Below are 17,023 nucleotides of genomic sequence, written 5' to 3' on the forward strand. Positions count from 1 at the left end.
CTCAGGATGAGCGGAGTAGTGAAATGAATGAGTTTCCGGTAGTACTGGTTATTAACTGTGGTTCGTCTTCCATTAAATTCTCAGTGCTGGATGCAGCTAACTGTGAAGTTTTAATGGCGGGAATCGCGGACGGTATTAACTCTGAAAATGCGTTCATAGCAATTAATGGAGGAGAGCCAGCTAAGCTGGCTCACCACAGCTACGAAGACGCATTGAAAGCAATTGCCGTTGAACTAGAGAAACGTAATTTAATGGACAGCGTGGCCTTAATTGGCCACCGCATTGCCCACGGCGGAAATATCTTTACCGAATCAGCAATTATTACTGACGAAGTTATCGATAATATCCGCCGGGTATCGCCGCTAGCACCGTTACATAATTATGCGAACCTGAGTGGGATCGAATCTGCTCAGCACCTTTTCCCTGGCCGGCAGCAGGTTGCGGTATTTGATACCAGCTTCCACCAGACGATGGCCCCTGAAGCCTATTTGTACGGTTTACCGTGGAAATATTTCGAAGAGTTGGGCGTTCGTCGTTACGGCTTCCATGGTACGTCGCATCGCTATGTTTCTCAGCAAGCGCATGACCTTCTCGACCTGCAGAGTGATGACTCGGGTCTGGTTGTGGCTCACCTGGGGAACGGCGCGTCAATCTGTGCGGTGCGTAACGGCCAGAGCGTTGATACCTCAATGGGCATGACGCCGCTGGAAGGGTTGATGATGGGGACACGCAGTGGCGACGTTGATTTCGGCGCGATGGCGTGGATTGCCAGCGAAACCAACCAGACGCTGAGTGACCTTGAGCGCGTAGTGAATAAAGAGTCCGGTTTACTGGGTATTTCCGGTTTGTCTTCTGACTTACGTACGTTAGAAAAAGCCTGGCACGAGGGACATGAGCGTGCGCAGCTGGCGATTAAAACGTTTGTGCATCGTATCGCGCGTCATATCGCCGGCCATGCTGCATCGCTGCATCGTCTTGATGGGATTATTTTCACCGGTGGCATAGGTGAGAACTCGGTATTAATTCGTCGTCTGGTTATTGAGCACCTTGCCGTTTTAGGCGTGAATATCGACAACGAAATGAATAGTCTGCCAAATTCCCATGGCGAAAGAATTATCTCAAATAAAGATGCTCGTGTTGTTTGTGCGGTAATTCCCACAAACGAAGAGAAAATGATTGCACGTGATGCCATTGCATTAGGCAAAATTAATACATCAGTAGAATTTGCATAATTAATTTTCAGCAGAGAGATTATTTTTCATGAAGGTAAATATCGATACCAGCGATATGCTGTATGCCGAAGCCTGGAATGGCTTTAAAGGTACGGACTGGAAAGAAGAAATTAATGTCCGTGATTTTATTCAGCACAACTATACGCCTTATGAAGGGGATGAATCTTTCCTCGCCGAAGCAACGCCTGCGACCACTGCATTGTGGGAAAAAGTGATGGCGGGCATCCGTATTGAAAACTCGACGCACGCGCCGGTTGATTTCGATACCAATATTGCTACCACGATAACCGCGCATGATGCGGGTTATATTGAACAAGAACTGGAAAAAATCGTTGGTCTGCAAACGGATAAGCCGCTCAAGCGCGCTCTGCATCCGTTTGGTGGCATCAACATGATCAAAAGCTCTTTTGATGCTTATGGTCGTGAGATGGATGCTGATTTTGAATACCAGTTTACTGAACTGCGTAAAACCCATAACCAGGGCGTATTCGACGCCTACTCTCCGGATATGCTGCGCTGCCGTAAATCCGGCGTACTGACAGGTCTGCCGGATGGCTATGGCCGTGGCCGTATTATCGGTGATTATCGCCGCGTCGCACTGTACGGTATCCGCTACCTGGTGCGCGAGCGTGAACTGCAGTTTGCCGATCTCCAGTCGAACCTGGAGTGGGGCCAGAATCTTGAAGCCACGATTCGTCTGCGTGAAGAGCAGTCTGAGCACCGTCGCGCTCTGCTGCAAATGCAGGAAATGGCTGCGAAGTATGGCTGCGATATCTCCCGCCCGGCGCGTAATGCGCAAGAAGCGGTGCAGTGGGTGTACTTTGCTTACCTGGCTGCGGTGAAATCGCAGAACGGCGGCGCGATGTCGCTGGGCCGTACCGCATCGTTCCTAGACATCTACATTGAGCGCGATTTCAAAGCGGGGATTTTAAACGAGCAGCAGGCGCAGGAGCTGATCGACCACTTCATTATGAAGATCCGTATGGTGCGCTTCCTGCGTACGCCGGAATTCGACACCCTGTTCTCAGGCGACCCTATCTGGGCGACTGAAGTTATCGGTGGTATGGGGCTTGATGGCCGCACGCTGGTGACGAAGAACTCGTTCCGCTATCTGCATACGCTGCACACCATGGGCCCGGCACCAGAGCCGAACCTGACGGTGCTGTGGTCTGAACAGCTACCAATCGCCTTTAAAAAGTACGCTGCCCAGGTGTCTATCATCACCTCGTCTTTGCAGTATGAAAACGACGATTTGATGCGTGCCGACTTTGACAGCGATGACTATGCCATTGCCTGCTGCGTCAGCCCGATGGTTATCGGCAAACAAATGCAGTTCTTCGGGGCGCGTGCCAACCTCGCTAAAACGTTGCTGTACGCAATCAACGGCGGCGTGGATGAGAAGCTGAAAATCCAGGTCGGGCCGAAAACGGCACCACTGATGGATGACGTGCTGGACTACGACACGGTGATGGAGAGCCTGGACCACTTTATGGACTGGCTGGCCGTGCAGTACATCAGCGCGCTGAACATCATCCACTACATGCACGACAAGTACAGCTACGAAGCTTCGCTGATGGCGCTGCACGATCGTGATGTCTATCGCACGATGGCCTGTGGTATGGCGGGTCTGTCCGTGGCGGCGGATTCTCTGTCGGCTATCAAATATGCTCGCGTGAAACCGATTCGCGATGAAAACGGTCTGGCGATTGATTTTGAAATCGAAGGAGACTATCCGCAATACGGCAACAACGACGAGCGCGTAGACAGTATTGCCTGTGATCTGGTCGAGCGCTTTATGAAGAAAATTAAAGTGTTGCCAACCTACCGTAACGCGGTGCCGACGCAGTCCATTCTGACCATCACCTCCAACGTGGTGTACGGACAGAAAACTGGTAACACGCCGGACGGACGTCGCGCAGGTACGCCGTTTGCGCCAGGGGCAAACCCGATGCACGGCCGCGATCGTAAAGGTGCGGTGGCGTCGTTAACCTCGGTCGCCAAACTGCCGTTCACCTATGCCAAAGACGGTATCTCGTACACCTTCTCCATTGTACCGGCAGCGCTGGGCAAAGAGGATGGAGTGCGTAAAACCAACCTGGTCGGTCTGCTGGACGGTTACTTCCACCATGAAGCGCATGTGGAAGGTGGTCAGCATCTGAACGTTAACGTTATGAACCGTGAAATGTTGATGGATGCCATTGAGCACCCGGAAAACTATCCGAACCTGACGATCCGCGTGTCTGGCTATGCGGTGCGCTTCAACGCGCTGACCCGCGAACAGCAGCAGGATGTTATTTCACGTACTTTCACCCAGGCGCTCTGACGCCGGAGGGACTATGAGAAAAGTTATTGCAACCGAATGTGCGCCAGGGGCTATCGGGCCTTACGTACAGGGTGTGGATCTGGGCAGCATGGTGTTGACGTCAGGTCAAATCCCGGTGTGTCCACAGACCGGTGAAGTGGCTGAAAACGTATCCGATCAGGCGCGTCAAAGCCTGGAAAACGTGAAAGCGATTGTCGAGTCTGCAGGTTTGAAAGTGAGCGATATCGTCAAGACCACCGTTTTCGTTTCCGACCTGAACGACTTCGCCACCATCAATCAGGTGTACCAGCAGTTCTTTGATGAGCATAAGGCAATCTACCCTACGCGCAGCTGCGTGCAGGTCGCCCGCTTACCCAAGGATGTGAAGCTGGAGATTGAAGCCATCGCCGTACGTGGCGACACGCTGTAATCCCTTGCGGGGCGATCTCAGGATCGCCCCGATCCTTAATGAGTGTGAAACCTGGTCTTCACTGAACGGCAATCCGAGGGTGTGGATATGATTAGCGCATTCGATATTTTCAAGATTGGCATTGGACCTTCCAGCTCCCATACCGTGGGGCCAATGAACGCAGGTAAAAGCTTTATCGATCTGTTGGTCAGCAGCGGGGAACTCCCCAAAGCTACGCATATTGTGGTCGATCTTTATGGATCGCTTTCCTTGACCGGAAAAGGTCATGCGACAGATGTCGCCATCATGATGGGACTGGCCGGTAACAGTCCACAAAATGTTAATATAGATTCTATCGCTGGTTTTACTCAGGAAGTGGCCCGTACCGGACGTTTACCGGTTGCAGAGGGCACGCATGTTGTCGATTTTTCCCCAGACGAAAATATTCTCTTTCATACCGAAACGCTGCCGCGCCATGAAAATGGTATGCGCATCACCGCATGGAACGGCACCGAGACGCTATTAAGCAAAACCTATTACTCCATCGGCGGTGGTTTTATCGTTGAAGAGGAGCAATTTGGTCAGGCGCATGATGTTGAAGCACACGTACCCTACAATTTTCATTCCGCCAGCGAACTGCTGAAACTGTGCGAGCGCAACGGGCTGTCTGTTTCCGGCCTGATGATGCAAAACGAACTGGCGATGCGCAGCAAAGAAGAAATCGATGCTGGCTTTGCTGCCATTTGGGACGTTATGCACGCTGGAATTGAGCGAGGCATGAACACCGAAGGCGTTCTGCCGGGTCCACTGAACGTCCCGCGCCGCGCCGTGGCATTACGTCGGTTGCTGGTTTCCAGCGATAACCTGTCCAGCGACCCGATGAACGTGATCGACTGGATCAACATGTTCGCGCTGGCCGTGAGCGAAGAAAACGCCGCCGGATGCCGGGTTGTGACGGCACCGACCAACGGAGCATGTGGGATTATCCCTGCTGTCCTGGCCTATTACGACAAGTTCCGCCGCCCGGTGAATGCAAACTCCATTGCCCGCTACTTACTGGCCGCGGGGGCGATAGGCGCGCTGTATAAGATGAATGCCTCTATTTCTGGTGCCGAAGTGGGTTGCCAGGGGGAAATTGGCGTCGCCTGTTCAATGGCAGCAGCCGGGTTGACAGAGTTGCTTGGCGGTAGCCCGTCTCAGGTGTGTATTGCGGCGGAAATCGCCATGGAGCATAACCTGGGACTGACCTGCGATCCGGTCGCCGGACAGGTACAAATACCGTGTATTGAGCGCAATGCGATCAACGCGGTAAAAGCCGTCAACGCCGCGCGTATGGCGCTACGTCGAACATCTGAGCCACGCGTTTCGCTCGATAAAGTGATCGAGACCATGTATGAAACGGGCAAAGACATGAACGACAAATACCGTGAAACGTCACGTGGTGGTCTGGCTATCAAAGTGATTTGTACTTAACTAAATTTGTGTTTATTTCTCCTTTGGGCGCACCTGAGTGCGCCCTTTTTTTTGTTGTGATCCGCTTCAAAAAGAGAAATTAATCCCATTTTGTAAATATAAAATAGAAAAACTTTATTAAACATTATGAAATGAGTGGGTATTTATGTGAAGTTTTTCTCTGACCCTCGGCGTATGATTTCTCCATTCTAACGAACTCGCCTGCACGACTCGTACCGCGTATCGCATTGATGCGGAACGGAAAAATAATAAAACCTTACCCTACATTTTGAGCGAGATTTTTATGGAAACGGCAACGAATAACAGCGTAATACTCGACGCATCTGCTCCGGCGCGTCGGGCGGGGATGACCGAAAGTGAATGGCGTGAAGCCATTAAATTCGACAGCATGGACACCGGCTGGGTCATTATGAGTATCGGTATGGCGATTGGTGCGGGGATTGTTTTTCTTCCTGTCCAGGTCGGGTTAATGGGGCTGTGGGTGTTCTTGCTGTCCTCTATCATTGGCTACCCAGCCATGTATCTGTTCCAGCGTCTGTTTATCAATACGCTGGCTGAGTCCCCGGAATGTAAAGATTACCCAAGCGTGATCAGCGGTTACCTGGGTAAAAACTGGGGCATCCTGTTAGGTGCGTTGTACTTTGTGATGCTGGTAATCTGGATGTTCGTCTACTCCACCGCCATCACCAACGATAGCGCCTCTTACCTGCATACTTTTGGCGTTACTGAAGGTTTACTGTCCGACAGCCCGTTCTATGGCCTGGTGCTGATTTGCATCCTGGTGGCCATCTCGTCACGCGGGGAAAAACTGCTGTTTAAAATCTCCACCGGCATGGTGCTGACCAAACTGCTGGTAGTGGCAGCGCTTGGCGTATCGATGGTTGGGATGTGGCATTTGTATAACGTAGGTTTACTGCCGCCGATGGCGCTGCTGATCAAAAACGCGATCATAACGTTGCCATTTACGCTGACCTCAATTCTGTTTATTCAGACATTAAGCCCGATGGTTATCTCGTATCGTTCTCGCAACAAATCCATTGAAGTGGCGCGCCATAAAGCCCTGCGAGCGATGAATATCGCGTTCGGTATTCTGTTCGTGACCGTCTTTTTCTACGCCGTTTCCTTCACGTTGGCGATGGGCCATGACGAAGCGGTTAAAGCTTATGAGCAGAATATTTCCGCTCTGGCGATTGCCGCGCAGTTTATCAGCGGTGCGGGTGCTGGTTGGGTGAAAATCGTCAGCGTAGTTTTGAACATCTTTGCCGTTATGACCGCTTTCTTCGGCGTCTACTTAGGTTTCCGTGAAGCGACTCAGGGGATCGTAATGAACGTGCTGCGCCGCAAAATGCCAGCCGAGAAAATCAACGAAACCCTGGTTCAGCGCGGCATTATGATTTTTGCCATCCTGCTGGCCTGGAGTGCAATTGTGCTCAATGCGCCGGTACTGAGCTTCACCTCTATTTGTAGTCCTATCTTCGGCATGGTGGGTTGTCTGATCCCGGCCTGGCTGGTCTACAAAGTTCCTTCACTGCACAAATACAAAGGCGCTTCCCTGTATCTGATTATTATCACGGGCCTGCTGCTGTGCGTTTCTCCGTTCCTGGCATTTTCCTGAGTTATCTGAGCAAAGGTTGTTGTTATGTTTGAGACTACATTGAATCCATTATGGGATAGTTTTATCCGCGCGGTACAGGAAGAGGTTAAGCCTGCGCTGGGTTGTACGGAACCTATCTCTCTGGCGCTGGCGGCTGCGGTCGCATCCTCTGAGCTGGACGGCGCGGTTGAACGTATTGATGCGTGGGTCTCACCGAACCTGATGAAAAACGGCATGGGCGTTACTGTGCCGGGTACCGGAATGGTCGGGTTACCTGTCGCGGCGGCGCTGGGTGCGCTGGGGGGAAATGCCCGTGCCGGTTTAGAGGTACTGAAAGATGCGTCGCCCCAAGCGATCGCTGATGCGAAAGCGATGTTGAGCGCTGGCAAGGTCGCGGTGATGCTGCAGGAGCCTTGCGAGGATATCCTCTTTTCCCGCGCGAAGGTTTACAGCGCTGAAGGATGGGCGTGCGTGACGATTGTGGGCGGTCATACCAACATAGTCCACATCGAGACCAATAAGGGTGTAGTGTTCACCACAGAACAGAATGCTCAGGAAGAGGAGCTGGAGTCGCCGCTGGCGGTATTATCTCACACCTCGCTGGAAGAGATTCTGGCGTTCGTGAACGCGGTACCGTTTGAGTCGATCCGCTTTATTCTTGATGCGGCAAAGCTGAACGGTGCGCTGTCTCAGGAAGGGCTGCGTGGTAACTGGGGCTTGCACATCGGAACCACACTTGAGAAGCAGTGCGCGCGTGGTCTGCTGGCGAACGATCTCTCCACCTCTATTCTGATCCGCACCAGTGCGGCATCGGATGCGCGAATGGGTGGGGCGACGCTGCCGGCCATGAGTAACTCCGGATCCGGCAATCAGGGGATTACCGCGACTGTTCCGGTCATGGTGGTGGCCGAGCACTTTGGCGCGGATGAGGAGAAACTGGCACGTGCGCTAATGTTGTCTCACCTGAGCGCTATCTACATCCATCATCAGCTTCCTCGTTTGTCTGCGCTGTGCGCAGCAACCACGGCGGCGATGGGCGCAGCAGCGGGGATGGCATGGATCGTGGATGGCCGCTACAACACCATCGCGATGGCGATCAGCAGCATGATTGGCGACGTGAGCGGAATGATTTGCGATGGCGCTTCAAACAGCTGCGCGATGAAAGTCTCAACCAGCGCATCTGCGGCGTGGAAAGCGGTACTGATGGCACTGGATGATACTGCCGTAACCGGAAACGAAGGGATTGTGGCGCATAACGTGGAACAATCTATCGCTAACCTGTGTGCGCTGGCGTGTCGTTCGATGCAGGAAACCGACAAGCAGATCATTGAGATCATGGCCAGTAAGGCGCATTAATCTTCAGGTCGGGTAAGGCGTTGCCGCCACCCGGCATAAGTCTAAGCCGCCTTTTCAGGCGGCTTCTTCGTCTTCCAGCCGTAGCTCGGCATCGGCCACAATCGCTTCCAGCTCTGTCAGCATTTCTTCATAGCCGAAGGCAACTGTTTCCTGTTTTTTCAGCTCAACCTGCGGCTGGCGTTTTTTTGATGATTTCTTGCTCAATAGTCGTACTCCATTGTTTTCCCTGACTATACGGGCAAATCTATCAGCAAAGCGCGCAGCTGGGTATCGGCGACTAACGTTATGTTAGTTTCGTCACGAATAAATGCCCCATCGCCACAGGTGAGCGCTTCTTTTTCGGCGCCAGATGTCACCGCATGGAATCTGCCGTGAATCGACTGTAAATAAGCGCGTGGCCCATGTAACTGAAAACTCAGCGATTCACCTTGCTGCAGTTCAACGTGGTGCACCCATACCTGTTGGCGCAGATGCAGGCTGCCTTGTTCACCGTCCGGCGAGGCCAGCAGCTGATGCTTACCGGTACCCAGCGTGGCTTTCTGTACGCAGGCGTTTTCACGCTGCGGGCAGGCGTCCAGCCAGAGCTGCATCCGCGTTAACGGTTTGTCTTTGCTGATATTGTGTTCGCTATAGCTAATCCCGGGCTGTGTCGCGAGCAGTAAAACTTCGCCTGCTTTGGCCTTGATATGGTTGCCTTCGCTGTCTCGGTACTCCGCTTCCCCTTCGAGGATCAGATTGACGATATCCACCTTCGGATAGGTCCGCGGCTGGAAAGAGGCCCCCGGTGCCAGAACTTCCTGGTTCAGAACACGCAGCGAGGCATAACCCAGCAGTTTAGGATCAAAATAGTGTCCAAAGGAGAAGGTATAACGGGCCTGCAGCCAGCCGTAGTCTGCTTGCCCGCATTGTTTGGCTGTACGGGTAGTAATCATAGTTCTTGACCTCTCTTTACTTCCTTTTATGTTAAATGGCTAGACGCTGCATTGTTAGCCAGATATTCTGCCCGGTATGTTCAAATTTCCTGAATGAGAACGAGATGGCTAAAGAAAGGGCTTTAACGCTTGAGGCGTTACGCGTCATGGACGCAATAGACAGGCGCGGCAGCTTTGCCGCCGCCGCAGACGAACTGGGGCGCGTGCCTTCCGCACTTAGCTATACCATGCAGAAGCTGGAGGAAGAGCTGGACGTGGTACTGTTTGACCGTTCAGGCCACCGTACAAAATTCACTAACGTCGGGCGTATGCTGCTGGAGCGTGGGCGCGTACTGCTGGAAGCTGCGGATAAGCTGACTACCGATGCCGAAGCGTTGGCTCGCGGATGGGAAACGCATTTGACTATCGTTACCGAAGCACTGGTGCCAACGGCGGCGTTTTTCCCGCTGATCGACAGACTGGCCGGGAAGGCCAATACCCAGCTTTCCGTCATTACCGAAGTTCTGGCCGGGGCGTGGGAGCGTCTTGAGCAGGGGCGGGCGGATATCGTGATTGCGCCGGATATGCATTTTCGCTCATCTTCCGAAATCAACTCGCGCAAGCTGTACTCGCTGATGAACGTGTATGTGGCGGCACCGGATCATCCTATCCACCAGGAGCCGGAACCGTTATCGGAAGTCACCCGCGTGAAATACCGTGGGATCGCTGTGGCGGATACCGCACGTGAACGTCCGGTGTTGACCGTTCAACTGCTGGATAAACAGCCGCGTCTGACGGTGAGTACGATAGAAGATAAACGTCAGGCGCTGTTGGCCGGATTGGGCGTAGCGACAATGCCGTACCCGCTGGTGGAAGAGGATATTGCAGCTGGTCGACTGCGGGTCGTTAGTCCGGAATCGACAAGCGAGATAGATATTATTATGGCCTGGCGTCGTGACAGCATGGGCGAGGCGAAATCCTGGTGTCTGCGAGAAATTCCCAAGCTGTTTGCGGGTAAATAGCCTGACTGTTACGCCGGATGCGGTGCAATTGCACCTTATCCGGCCTACAGGACGGAGATATGTTGTAGGCCTGATAAGCTAACGCCTTCAGGCATCTATACGTACTACGTCAGGACAGCTGTTTGGGGTCAGCGCCGAAGCGATTGCTCCCCGGAGTGCCGTTTTGACAGTTGAAAATGATGATGACCAACCAGCCGACGATCGGGATCAATAGCACCAGCAGCCACCAGGCTGAACGGTCGGTGTCATGTAAACGCCGAAACTGTACCGCCCACCACGGGATAAAGACCAGAACCCCGTAAATCGTCGTTAATATGCCTTCTCCTCCGGCGCGTTCCCAGCCAAGCATTCTGTCCAGAATGCCCAGCACGAACGTGAAGATGATGTTGACCAGCACAAACATCCAGTATTCTTTACGACGCGCGCGGCCACCAAAACCAAAGTAATTCTTTAATACGTTTAAATACCAATCCATTTTTGCCTCGTTCTGCGTTCAATTACTTGTTTTTAAAGCAATCAAATTAAGAATAGCTGCGAATGGAATGCTGGTAAATATTTGTGTTGTTAATTATTTGGCCTCCAAACGGGCAATGCCGATCAGTTAAGCATGTATGGTGAACATGTGATTCTTGCTCAGGGTTCCGTTCACCTCATGTGCGTTGCTTCTCTGATATCTTTATACCCGTGAACGGGCAAGGGAGGCTCACCGCCGCCTCCCTTGCAACCCAGGCTCCCGGCGGGAAAATCGTCGCTGCGCGATGTATTCGTCTTATTCCGTCTGCCTGTCGGGTCGGGGCCGAGCCTGCGTCCATGCAGGCCGTCCCCTCTGCCCGCATCCCTGCGGGCAGCCCCGGTCAGCCGTCAACGCCTCATCGATTTTCAGCCGGACCGGGGTCATCGCTGTAATGCTCTGACTTCCAGTTAAATCTGATTTGCTGTTCAGATATATTCAAAAAAACGCAGATGGTTAGGTGTGGGCTGGTCCGGCTGAAAATTGCCGACGTGTTTCCGTAAGGCCGGGAGAACCCGCATGGATGCGGGTTCAGGGCGCGTTTTACAGGGACGTTTCCTCGCGCCCGACCCGGGAGCCGGGATTGTAAAGGGCGTGGCGGAGAACGCCCTTTACACGTTCACAGGAATCGGTGCTTCAGAGAAACGATGAACATGAGGTGAACGGAACCCTTTCCCTGAAATAGCATATTCATTACCTCCGCCAGCACATGTTGATGCCTTTCGAAACTGAGGCGTTAACTGAACAGCATTACCCAAACGGAGGCCAGTGTAAATCAGGCGAAACGCTCGTCACGCCCATGAGGTTCGCTGAGATCCTGCCACGGGCCGATTGAAATAATACCGGTCGGGTTGATTGTTTTGTGGCTACGGAAGTAGTGATGACGGATATGGTCAAAGTTGACGGTCTCCGCAATGCCCGGCATCTGGTAGATATCGCGCAGAAAACCGTACAGATTCAGGTAGTCACTGATGCGGTGTTTGTCGCACTTGAAGTGGGTGACATAAACCGGATCAAAGCGCACCAGCGTGGTCCACAGGCGAATATCGGCCTCAGTTAGCTGGTCACCGGTCAGGAAGCGATGCTGACCCAGGAGCTGCTCCAGTCGCGCCAGAGATTGAAAGACTTTTTCCACGGCATCGTCGTAGGCTTCCTGGCTGGTGGCAAATCCCGCTTTATACACGCCGTTATTGACGTTGTCATAAATCCAGCCGTTCAGCTCGTCGATTTTGCTTTGCAGGGCAGGTGGATAGTAATCCCCGGCTTTCGCACCCAGCGCATCAAACGCAGTGTTAAACATGCGGATGATTTCTGCAGATTCGTTGCTGACAATAGTGTGGTTTTTTTTGTCCCACAGTACCGGAACGGTCACCCGACCGCTGTAGTGCGGATCGGCGTGTAAATAGAGCTGATAAAGAAATTCGTGCTGATACAGGGTATCGCCGGTTGCCGCTGGGAAGTTGTCGTCAAAGGTCCAGCCGTTTTCCAGCATTAGCGGATGCACAACGGAAACGGAAATAAACGGTTCCAGCCCTTTAAGTTTACGCAAAATCAGTGTGCGATGCGCCCACGGACAGGCCAGAGAAACGTACAGATGATAACGGTCTTTTTCGGCAGCAAAGCCACCTTCACCGGTCTGGCCAGGCGTGCCATCTGCGGTGAGCCAGTTACGGAAAGCCGATGCAGAACGTTGAAATTTCCCACCGGTTGATTTGGTATCGTACCAGGTGTCATGCCAGACGCCGTCAATCAGTTGTCCCATTTTATCGTCTCCTCAGATAGCAAAAGCGAGGAGATATCTCCTCGCTTTTTGATGTGTTCAGTATAGTTTGCTTACCACTTTTTATTCAGTACGCGGTCAATACTGAATGCGCCCGGACCGGTGATAGCCAGCAGCAGGAAGCCGCCTGCGATGGTCAGGTTTTTCATAAACATCAGAGAGTTCACACCTTCCGCAAAGTTACTGTGGAAGAGGAACGCCGTCAGCAGCGTGAAGCCTGCGGTGAACAGCGCGGTAGTACGGGTCAGGAAACCGAACAGAATTGCCAGACCGCCGCCAAACTCAAGCAGAATCACCAGCGGCAGCATAAATCCAGGAACGCCCATGGCTTCCATGTACTGTTGGGTACCTGCATATCCGGTGATTTTTCCCCAACCTGCGGTAATAAACAGGATTGGCATCAGAATGCGCGCTACCAGTACACCAACATCTTCTAATTTCTTCATCATACTCTCCAGGAAACCACTCAGGCGGCTTATTGTGTTTTTTTGTGCAACGACGCTGCTGAGCGCGTCGTTGCTGTCGATGAAGAGAATAATAAACGTGGCTAATGAGAATTGTTAGCAAGGAAAACTGTCAGTATTTTTCAAAAATTTTGAGGTTGGGGGTAGGGAAGGGATTAGCCGCGCAGTTGCTGCTGTCTGATGGTCGATTTCACCAGACGCCAGATGCTCCAGACGCTAAAGCCGCGTTTGGCCCAGCGGACCAGCAGATTTGGGTTACGGATGGTGCGAACTGCCATAATACTGCTCCCGACTAACACCCAGCCGCGCAGGTTCAACAGCGTCTTCCAGCCACGATCGTAGACCTCGGTGGCTTCCAGCCAGTCGCGGCGAGTAGCAGACAGATCCAGCCGTTGCTGCTGGATCTGTCCAAGCAGTTGCGCCTTACGTTGTTGACGTTCGACTTTACTGCTCATTATGCGTCATCCTCCAGAGCCCGCCTGTCGTTCGCGAGTTCATTGCGCGTATGGCGTAGCAGCGTTGTTTTACGCGCTTTACGCAGCGTCCATATCCCGCCAATCAGCGCTAACAGCAACAGCACTACGGTGGTGGCAATCATGGCGTTCAGTCGGTATTGAGGGTCAATGGCCCAGATGATAAGTACCATCAGGCTCATCAGGCCAAACGCCGCGAACAGCATAGTCAGCCCAAGCATCAGCAGGATCTGGATGAGGTTGGCTTTTTCCTCTTCCAGCTCAACGACGGCCAGCCGCAGCCGCGTCTCTACGATCTCAACGAGAATCGTCAGGATCCGCTGTCCAATACCCAGTACGCCTTTGCCTGGACCTTGTGCGTGTTGAGAATCAGCCATTGTTAACGGCGCGACAGCAGTACACCAAGCACCACACCGACTGCAGCGCCAATGCCGACGCCTGTCCATGGGTTTTCGCGCACGTAGTTATCGGCTTTAGCCGCGGCCTCACGGGTCTGTTTGGCAATCACATCGCTGGTTTCACTCAGACGATGGCGGCTCTCGCGCAGCGCATGTTCGGCTTTGCTGCGAATTTTACTCATCTCTTCCTTCGACTTATCGCCAGAAGAGCTAAGTACTTCTTCAAGCGTATCCGCAAGAGATTTCAGCTCAGCGCGCAGGTTTTCCGTAGCATTATCTTTCGACATAGTTTTCTCCAGTTGAGTGGCTAGTTACCGTACTTAGTAATCGCGGGTCTCGAGTTCTTTTAGCTCTTTCTGAGCTTCAGCAAGCTTGTGTTCGCGCTTAGCTACCTTATCCGCATCGCCTTTTTGCTTAGCTTCGGCTAAGTCACGTTGACGCTCGGCAATCTCATTTTTCTGCTCGGCGATTTTTTTCTGATGGTTGGCGCGCAGTTTGCTGTCAGTACAGTTTGCCCTGACTTCGCTCAGCGCTTTGTTCAGCCCATTGATGCGGCTCTGATTATTGTGTTTTTCGGCATAGCTAATCTCCCGCTGAATGTCTTGTTCTTTTTCCTGACAGAGGGTGTTGGCGTAGCTGCCGGCACTTAGAGCGAAAAGGCTAATTGCCAAAGCGATGCGGTATTTCATTCTTGAACCTTCCATTGTGATTCGACCTCGTCGTTTAGGGTCGATGCTCCAGAATAATAAAACGTTGGGTCATAAGCCCAGTTTATTAATCATAGGCGCTAAACGGTGAAATCACCAAAGTGAGTGATCTAATTCAGATTCCTGGAAATTAACCAAAGCGGTGTGGAGTATCACGTAAGCGGGATAACCACTGCACCGCCTGATTATCATCATCCTGCTGAGCGATAACGAAACCGTGCGGTAACGTTCGATCAAGTACGACCTTTGCCGCTGCGCTCTGCGCGCTGGAATCAAAGGTAATCAGCAGTGCGTCATTTTGCGGAGTGATGCTTTTAAAACGAATGCCGTTGGCATCCAGGTGATGCCAGATAGAGAAGCCATCAGGCATGCTGGCTCCCTGGTTTACGGCACGAATGGCAAGCGTTGATTCCTGCTGGCGAATGACAGACCAGGTCAGGAGCAACGCGCCAATGAACAGCATAAAAGTGGTGGACCAGGCAAGTCGTCGGAGCGTTATGCATGATTTCAGCATAATTTACCCTCGGTTCCCGTATTTCTTCTTCCAAAGAACAACCAGTGAACCTGCCAGACCAAACACCAGTAACACCACAGGAAGCAGCATCAGACAAGACATCAGCTGATCTTCATACTTGAGAAACACCGGCGTTTTGCCCAGCAGATAACCAAGCGTTGTGAGAATCAAAACCCAAAGCAGTCCACTCATCCAGTTGAAGAACTGAAAGCGCGCATTGTTCAGGCCGGACAATCCTGCGATGGTCGGCAGTAATGTTCTGACAAACGCGATGAAGCGACCGACCAGCAGCGCAGACAAGCCATGCTTATGGAACAGATGATGCGCGCGCTGATGGTAATGTGCGGGCAGATGAGATAGCCAGTTTTGTACTGTGCGGGTATTCCCCAGCCATCGCCCCTGGATATAGCTAAGCCAGCAACCCAGGCTGGCTGCGGTAGTGAGCAGCAGTACCGTTTGCGGGAAACCCATCGCGCCTTTGGCGATAAGTACGCCGACCAGCACCAGTAGACTGTCGCCAGGTAAAAAGGCCGCTGGCAGCAGTCCGTTTTCCAGAAACAAAATGGTAAATAGTACGAAATAGAGCATGCCAATCATGGAAGGATTGGCCAGCGTTTCAAAATCCTGAGCCCATAAAGCATTCAGTAATTGAGTCAGTAGTTCCATTCAATATTCCTGGAGAATCGGTTGTCGTCATGCCGGTTTTCTGGAGTTTGTAACGCCGCAATTTTATTGGTGTTTTTTACATGGATCGCGGTCTGACACAAATTCACGGCCTGAACTATTCCCTGTAAAGTTGTGAAGTAAGCAAGCTCTCAAACACAAAAATTCAAATAGCATCTAATTGTAACAAAGGTCAACGTTGTCCGTTATAGAAATTACGGTTGTTGAACTGTGATTTTGCTTATCGCAATGGAGGGAGGCGAGAGGATTTACACAGGCTGACACTTTATACCTAATGCTTACCAAGCAGGAGAAACAGGCGCTTTGTCGCGCCTGCATCGAAAAGATTGCTTATTTAGCGCTGTTAACTGCCGTATCGAGATGAACGACCGGATTTTCTGCAAAAAGATAACGATCGGCGTTGAACTCAAAATCATCGCTGGTCTCGTTGAATAACATGATTTTGGTATTCTCCAGGTGCTGCCACATCGCCAATTTTGCCGCATTGGGATCTTTACGGATCAGTGCTTTGAGAATTTGATCATGGTCATCACACCAGTTATCGACGGTACGTGCGTCGATATGCTCGTGCAGTTTTTTCCAGTACGGGTTGTGGCTGCGCTGGGTCCACATTTTTTCCACAATGGCGGCCAGCGCTGAGTTCTGCGTGGCTAGCGCGACCTGAATATGAAACTGCAGATCCCATTCGGAATCGCGGAAGCATTTTTCATTCCGCGCATGCTCTTGAATGTCCATCAGTTTCATGATGTCTTGCTTGGTAACCTGCGTAGCAGCAAATTCAGCGATATTGCTTTCAATCAACTGACGAGCCTGAAGCAGCTCGAAAGGACCATAATTGGCGAATTCAAGCGATTCGTCGGTGGCCTGCTGGTGACGGGCCTGGTTCGAAATGACATGAATGCCAGAACCTTTGCGCACTTCTACATAGCCCTCAACTTCGAGCATGATAATCGCTTCACGAACCACGGTACGGCTGACATTTTTTTCATCGGCGATAAAGCGTTCTGCGGGGAGTTTTTCACCCACCAGATAGACGCCCTGCTCAATGCGTTCTTTCAGATCAGCGGCAAGTTGTTGGTACAAACGTCGTGGTTCAGTGATTTCCATATGCGCTCCAGGCATGATACGGCAGACTCTATTTGTTATACCACTTTTACGATTACGGCTCCACTCGCGACGTCAAAAAAGCCGCC

At 52.1% G+C, this 17,023-nt stretch carries 19 protein-coding genes; 7 read left to right on the forward strand and 12 right to left on the reverse strand.

Annotated elements, in window-relative coordinates:
* The first annotated feature begins 23 nt into the window (after window positions 1-23).
* The 6 genes from tdcD to SK39_RS14555 all read left to right on the forward strand — a co-directional run bounded on the left by tdcD (window position 24) and on the right by SK39_RS14555 (window position 8,366).
* Window positions 24-1,232, forward strand: a complete 1,209-nt coding sequence (gene tdcD / locus SK39_RS14530) for a propionate kinase (protein ID WP_032950289.1) — start codon at window positions 24-26, stop codon at window positions 1,230-1,232.
* A gap of 28 nt (window positions 1,233-1,260) precedes the next feature.
* Window positions 1,261-3,555 (forward strand): formate C-acetyltransferase, encoded by a 2,295-nt coding sequence (gene pflB, locus SK39_RS14535; protein WP_048217115.1) that lies wholly within the window; start codon window positions 1,261-1,263, stop codon window positions 3,553-3,555.
* 13 nt (window positions 3,556-3,568) lie between these two features.
* Complete coding sequence (locus SK39_RS14540; protein WP_003024870.1) at window positions 3,569-3,964, forward strand: enamine/imine deaminase; 396 nt, start codon at window positions 3,569-3,571, stop codon at window positions 3,962-3,964.
* An 87-nt stretch (window positions 3,965-4,051) separates the two neighbouring features.
* Window positions 4,052-5,416, forward strand: coding sequence for an L-serine ammonia-lyase (tdcG, locus tag SK39_RS14545; protein ID WP_032950286.1), 1,365 nt, complete (start codon window positions 4,052-4,054; stop codon window positions 5,414-5,416).
* A 283-nt stretch (window positions 5,417-5,699) separates the two neighbouring features.
* Window positions 5,700-7,031, forward strand: coding sequence for an SLC5/6 family protein (locus SK39_RS14550; protein ID WP_016151027.1), 1,332 nt, complete (start codon window positions 5,700-5,702; stop codon window positions 7,029-7,031).
* 24 nt (window positions 7,032-7,055) lie between these two features.
* Window positions 7,056-8,366 (forward strand): L-cysteine desulfidase family protein, encoded by a 1,311-nt coding sequence (locus SK39_RS14555; RefSeq protein WP_003841509.1) that lies wholly within the window; start codon window positions 7,056-7,058, stop codon window positions 8,364-8,366.
* Between the two features lie 54 nt (window positions 8,367-8,420).
* Here SK39_RS14555 and SK39_RS27150 read toward each other — a convergent pair whose 3' ends face one another.
* Entirely contained in the window at window positions 8,421-8,570 is a 150-nt protein-coding gene (locus tag SK39_RS27150) for a hypothetical protein (RefSeq protein WP_003841507.1), read from the reverse strand.
* A 26-nt stretch (window positions 8,571-8,596) separates the two neighbouring features.
* The gene (locus SK39_RS14560) at window positions 8,597-9,298 is read right to left on the reverse strand and encodes a pirin family protein (protein WP_032937309.1); all 702 of its coding nucleotides are present in this window, start codon (window positions 9,296-9,298) and stop codon (window positions 8,597-8,599) included.
* A 104-nt stretch (window positions 9,299-9,402) separates the two neighbouring features.
* Here SK39_RS14560 and yhaJ point away from each other — a divergent pair, with 104 nt between their 5' ends.
* Window positions 9,403-10,299: a DNA-binding transcriptional regulator YhaJ gene (yhaJ, locus tag SK39_RS14565; protein ID WP_003024855.1), complete on the forward strand. Its 897-nt coding sequence runs from the start codon at window positions 9,403-9,405 to the stop codon at window positions 10,297-10,299.
* A gap of 109 nt (window positions 10,300-10,408) precedes the next feature.
* On the opposite strand, the gene SK39_RS14570 is transcribed toward yhaJ, so the two are convergent.
* The 10 genes from SK39_RS14570 to exuR form a co-directional block, all read right to left on the reverse strand.
* Window positions 10,409-10,774, reverse strand: coding sequence for a DUF805 domain-containing protein (locus SK39_RS14570; protein WP_003024853.1), 366 nt, complete (start codon window positions 10,772-10,774; stop codon window positions 10,409-10,411).
* An 811-nt stretch (window positions 10,775-11,585) separates the two neighbouring features.
* Window positions 11,586-12,572, reverse strand: a complete 987-nt coding sequence (locus SK39_RS14575; protein ID WP_048217116.1) for a glutathione S-transferase family protein — start codon at window positions 12,570-12,572, stop codon at window positions 11,586-11,588.
* Between the two features lie 71 nt (window positions 12,573-12,643).
* A complete protein-coding gene (locus tag SK39_RS14580) occupies window positions 12,644-13,036 on the reverse strand; it encodes a DoxX family protein (protein WP_003024847.1) in 393 nt (130 codons plus the stop codon).
* A 173-nt stretch (window positions 13,037-13,209) separates the two neighbouring features.
* A complete protein-coding gene (locus SK39_RS14585; protein WP_003024845.1) occupies window positions 13,210-13,509 on the reverse strand; it encodes a YqjK-like family protein in 300 nt (99 codons plus the stop codon).
* Window positions 13,509-13,904, reverse strand: a complete 396-nt coding sequence (locus SK39_RS14590; RefSeq protein WP_003024834.1) for a phage holin family protein — start codon at window positions 13,902-13,904, stop codon at window positions 13,509-13,511. Before SK39_RS14590 ends, SK39_RS14585 begins: the two co-directional genes overlap by 1 nt.
* Before the next feature lie 2 nt (window positions 13,905-13,906).
* On the reverse strand, window positions 13,907-14,212 hold the full coding sequence (locus tag SK39_RS14595) for an ElaB/YgaM/YqjD family protein (protein ID WP_003024832.1): 306 nt from the start codon (window positions 14,210-14,212) through the stop codon (window positions 13,907-13,909).
* Between the two features lie 33 nt (window positions 14,213-14,245).
* A complete protein-coding gene (locus SK39_RS14600; RefSeq protein ID WP_003024825.1) occupies window positions 14,246-14,614 on the reverse strand; it encodes a DUF1090 domain-containing protein in 369 nt (122 codons plus the stop codon).
* Window positions 14,615-14,762: 148 nt separating this feature from the next.
* Window positions 14,763-15,131 (reverse strand): EnvZ/OmpR regulon moderator MzrA, encoded by a 369-nt coding sequence (gene mzrA / locus SK39_RS14605; RefSeq protein ID WP_162838710.1) that lies wholly within the window; start codon window positions 15,129-15,131, stop codon window positions 14,763-14,765.
* An 18-nt stretch (window positions 15,132-15,149) separates the two neighbouring features.
* Window positions 15,150-15,812 (reverse strand): DedA family general envelope maintenance protein YqjA, encoded by a 663-nt coding sequence (gene yqjA / locus SK39_RS14610; protein WP_003024820.1) that lies wholly within the window; start codon window positions 15,810-15,812, stop codon window positions 15,150-15,152.
* A 348-nt stretch (window positions 15,813-16,160) separates the two neighbouring features.
* The gene (gene exuR / locus SK39_RS14615) at window positions 16,161-16,937 is read right to left on the reverse strand and encodes a transcriptional regulator ExuR (protein ID WP_003024817.1); all 777 of its coding nucleotides are present in this window, start codon (window positions 16,935-16,937) and stop codon (window positions 16,161-16,163) included.
* Window positions 16,938-17,023 lie beyond the last annotated feature (86 nt).

The organism is Citrobacter sp. BIDMC107, from assembly GCF_001037575.1.
Lineage (GTDB): Bacteria > Pseudomonadota > Gammaproteobacteria > Enterobacterales > Enterobacteriaceae > Citrobacter > Citrobacter freundii.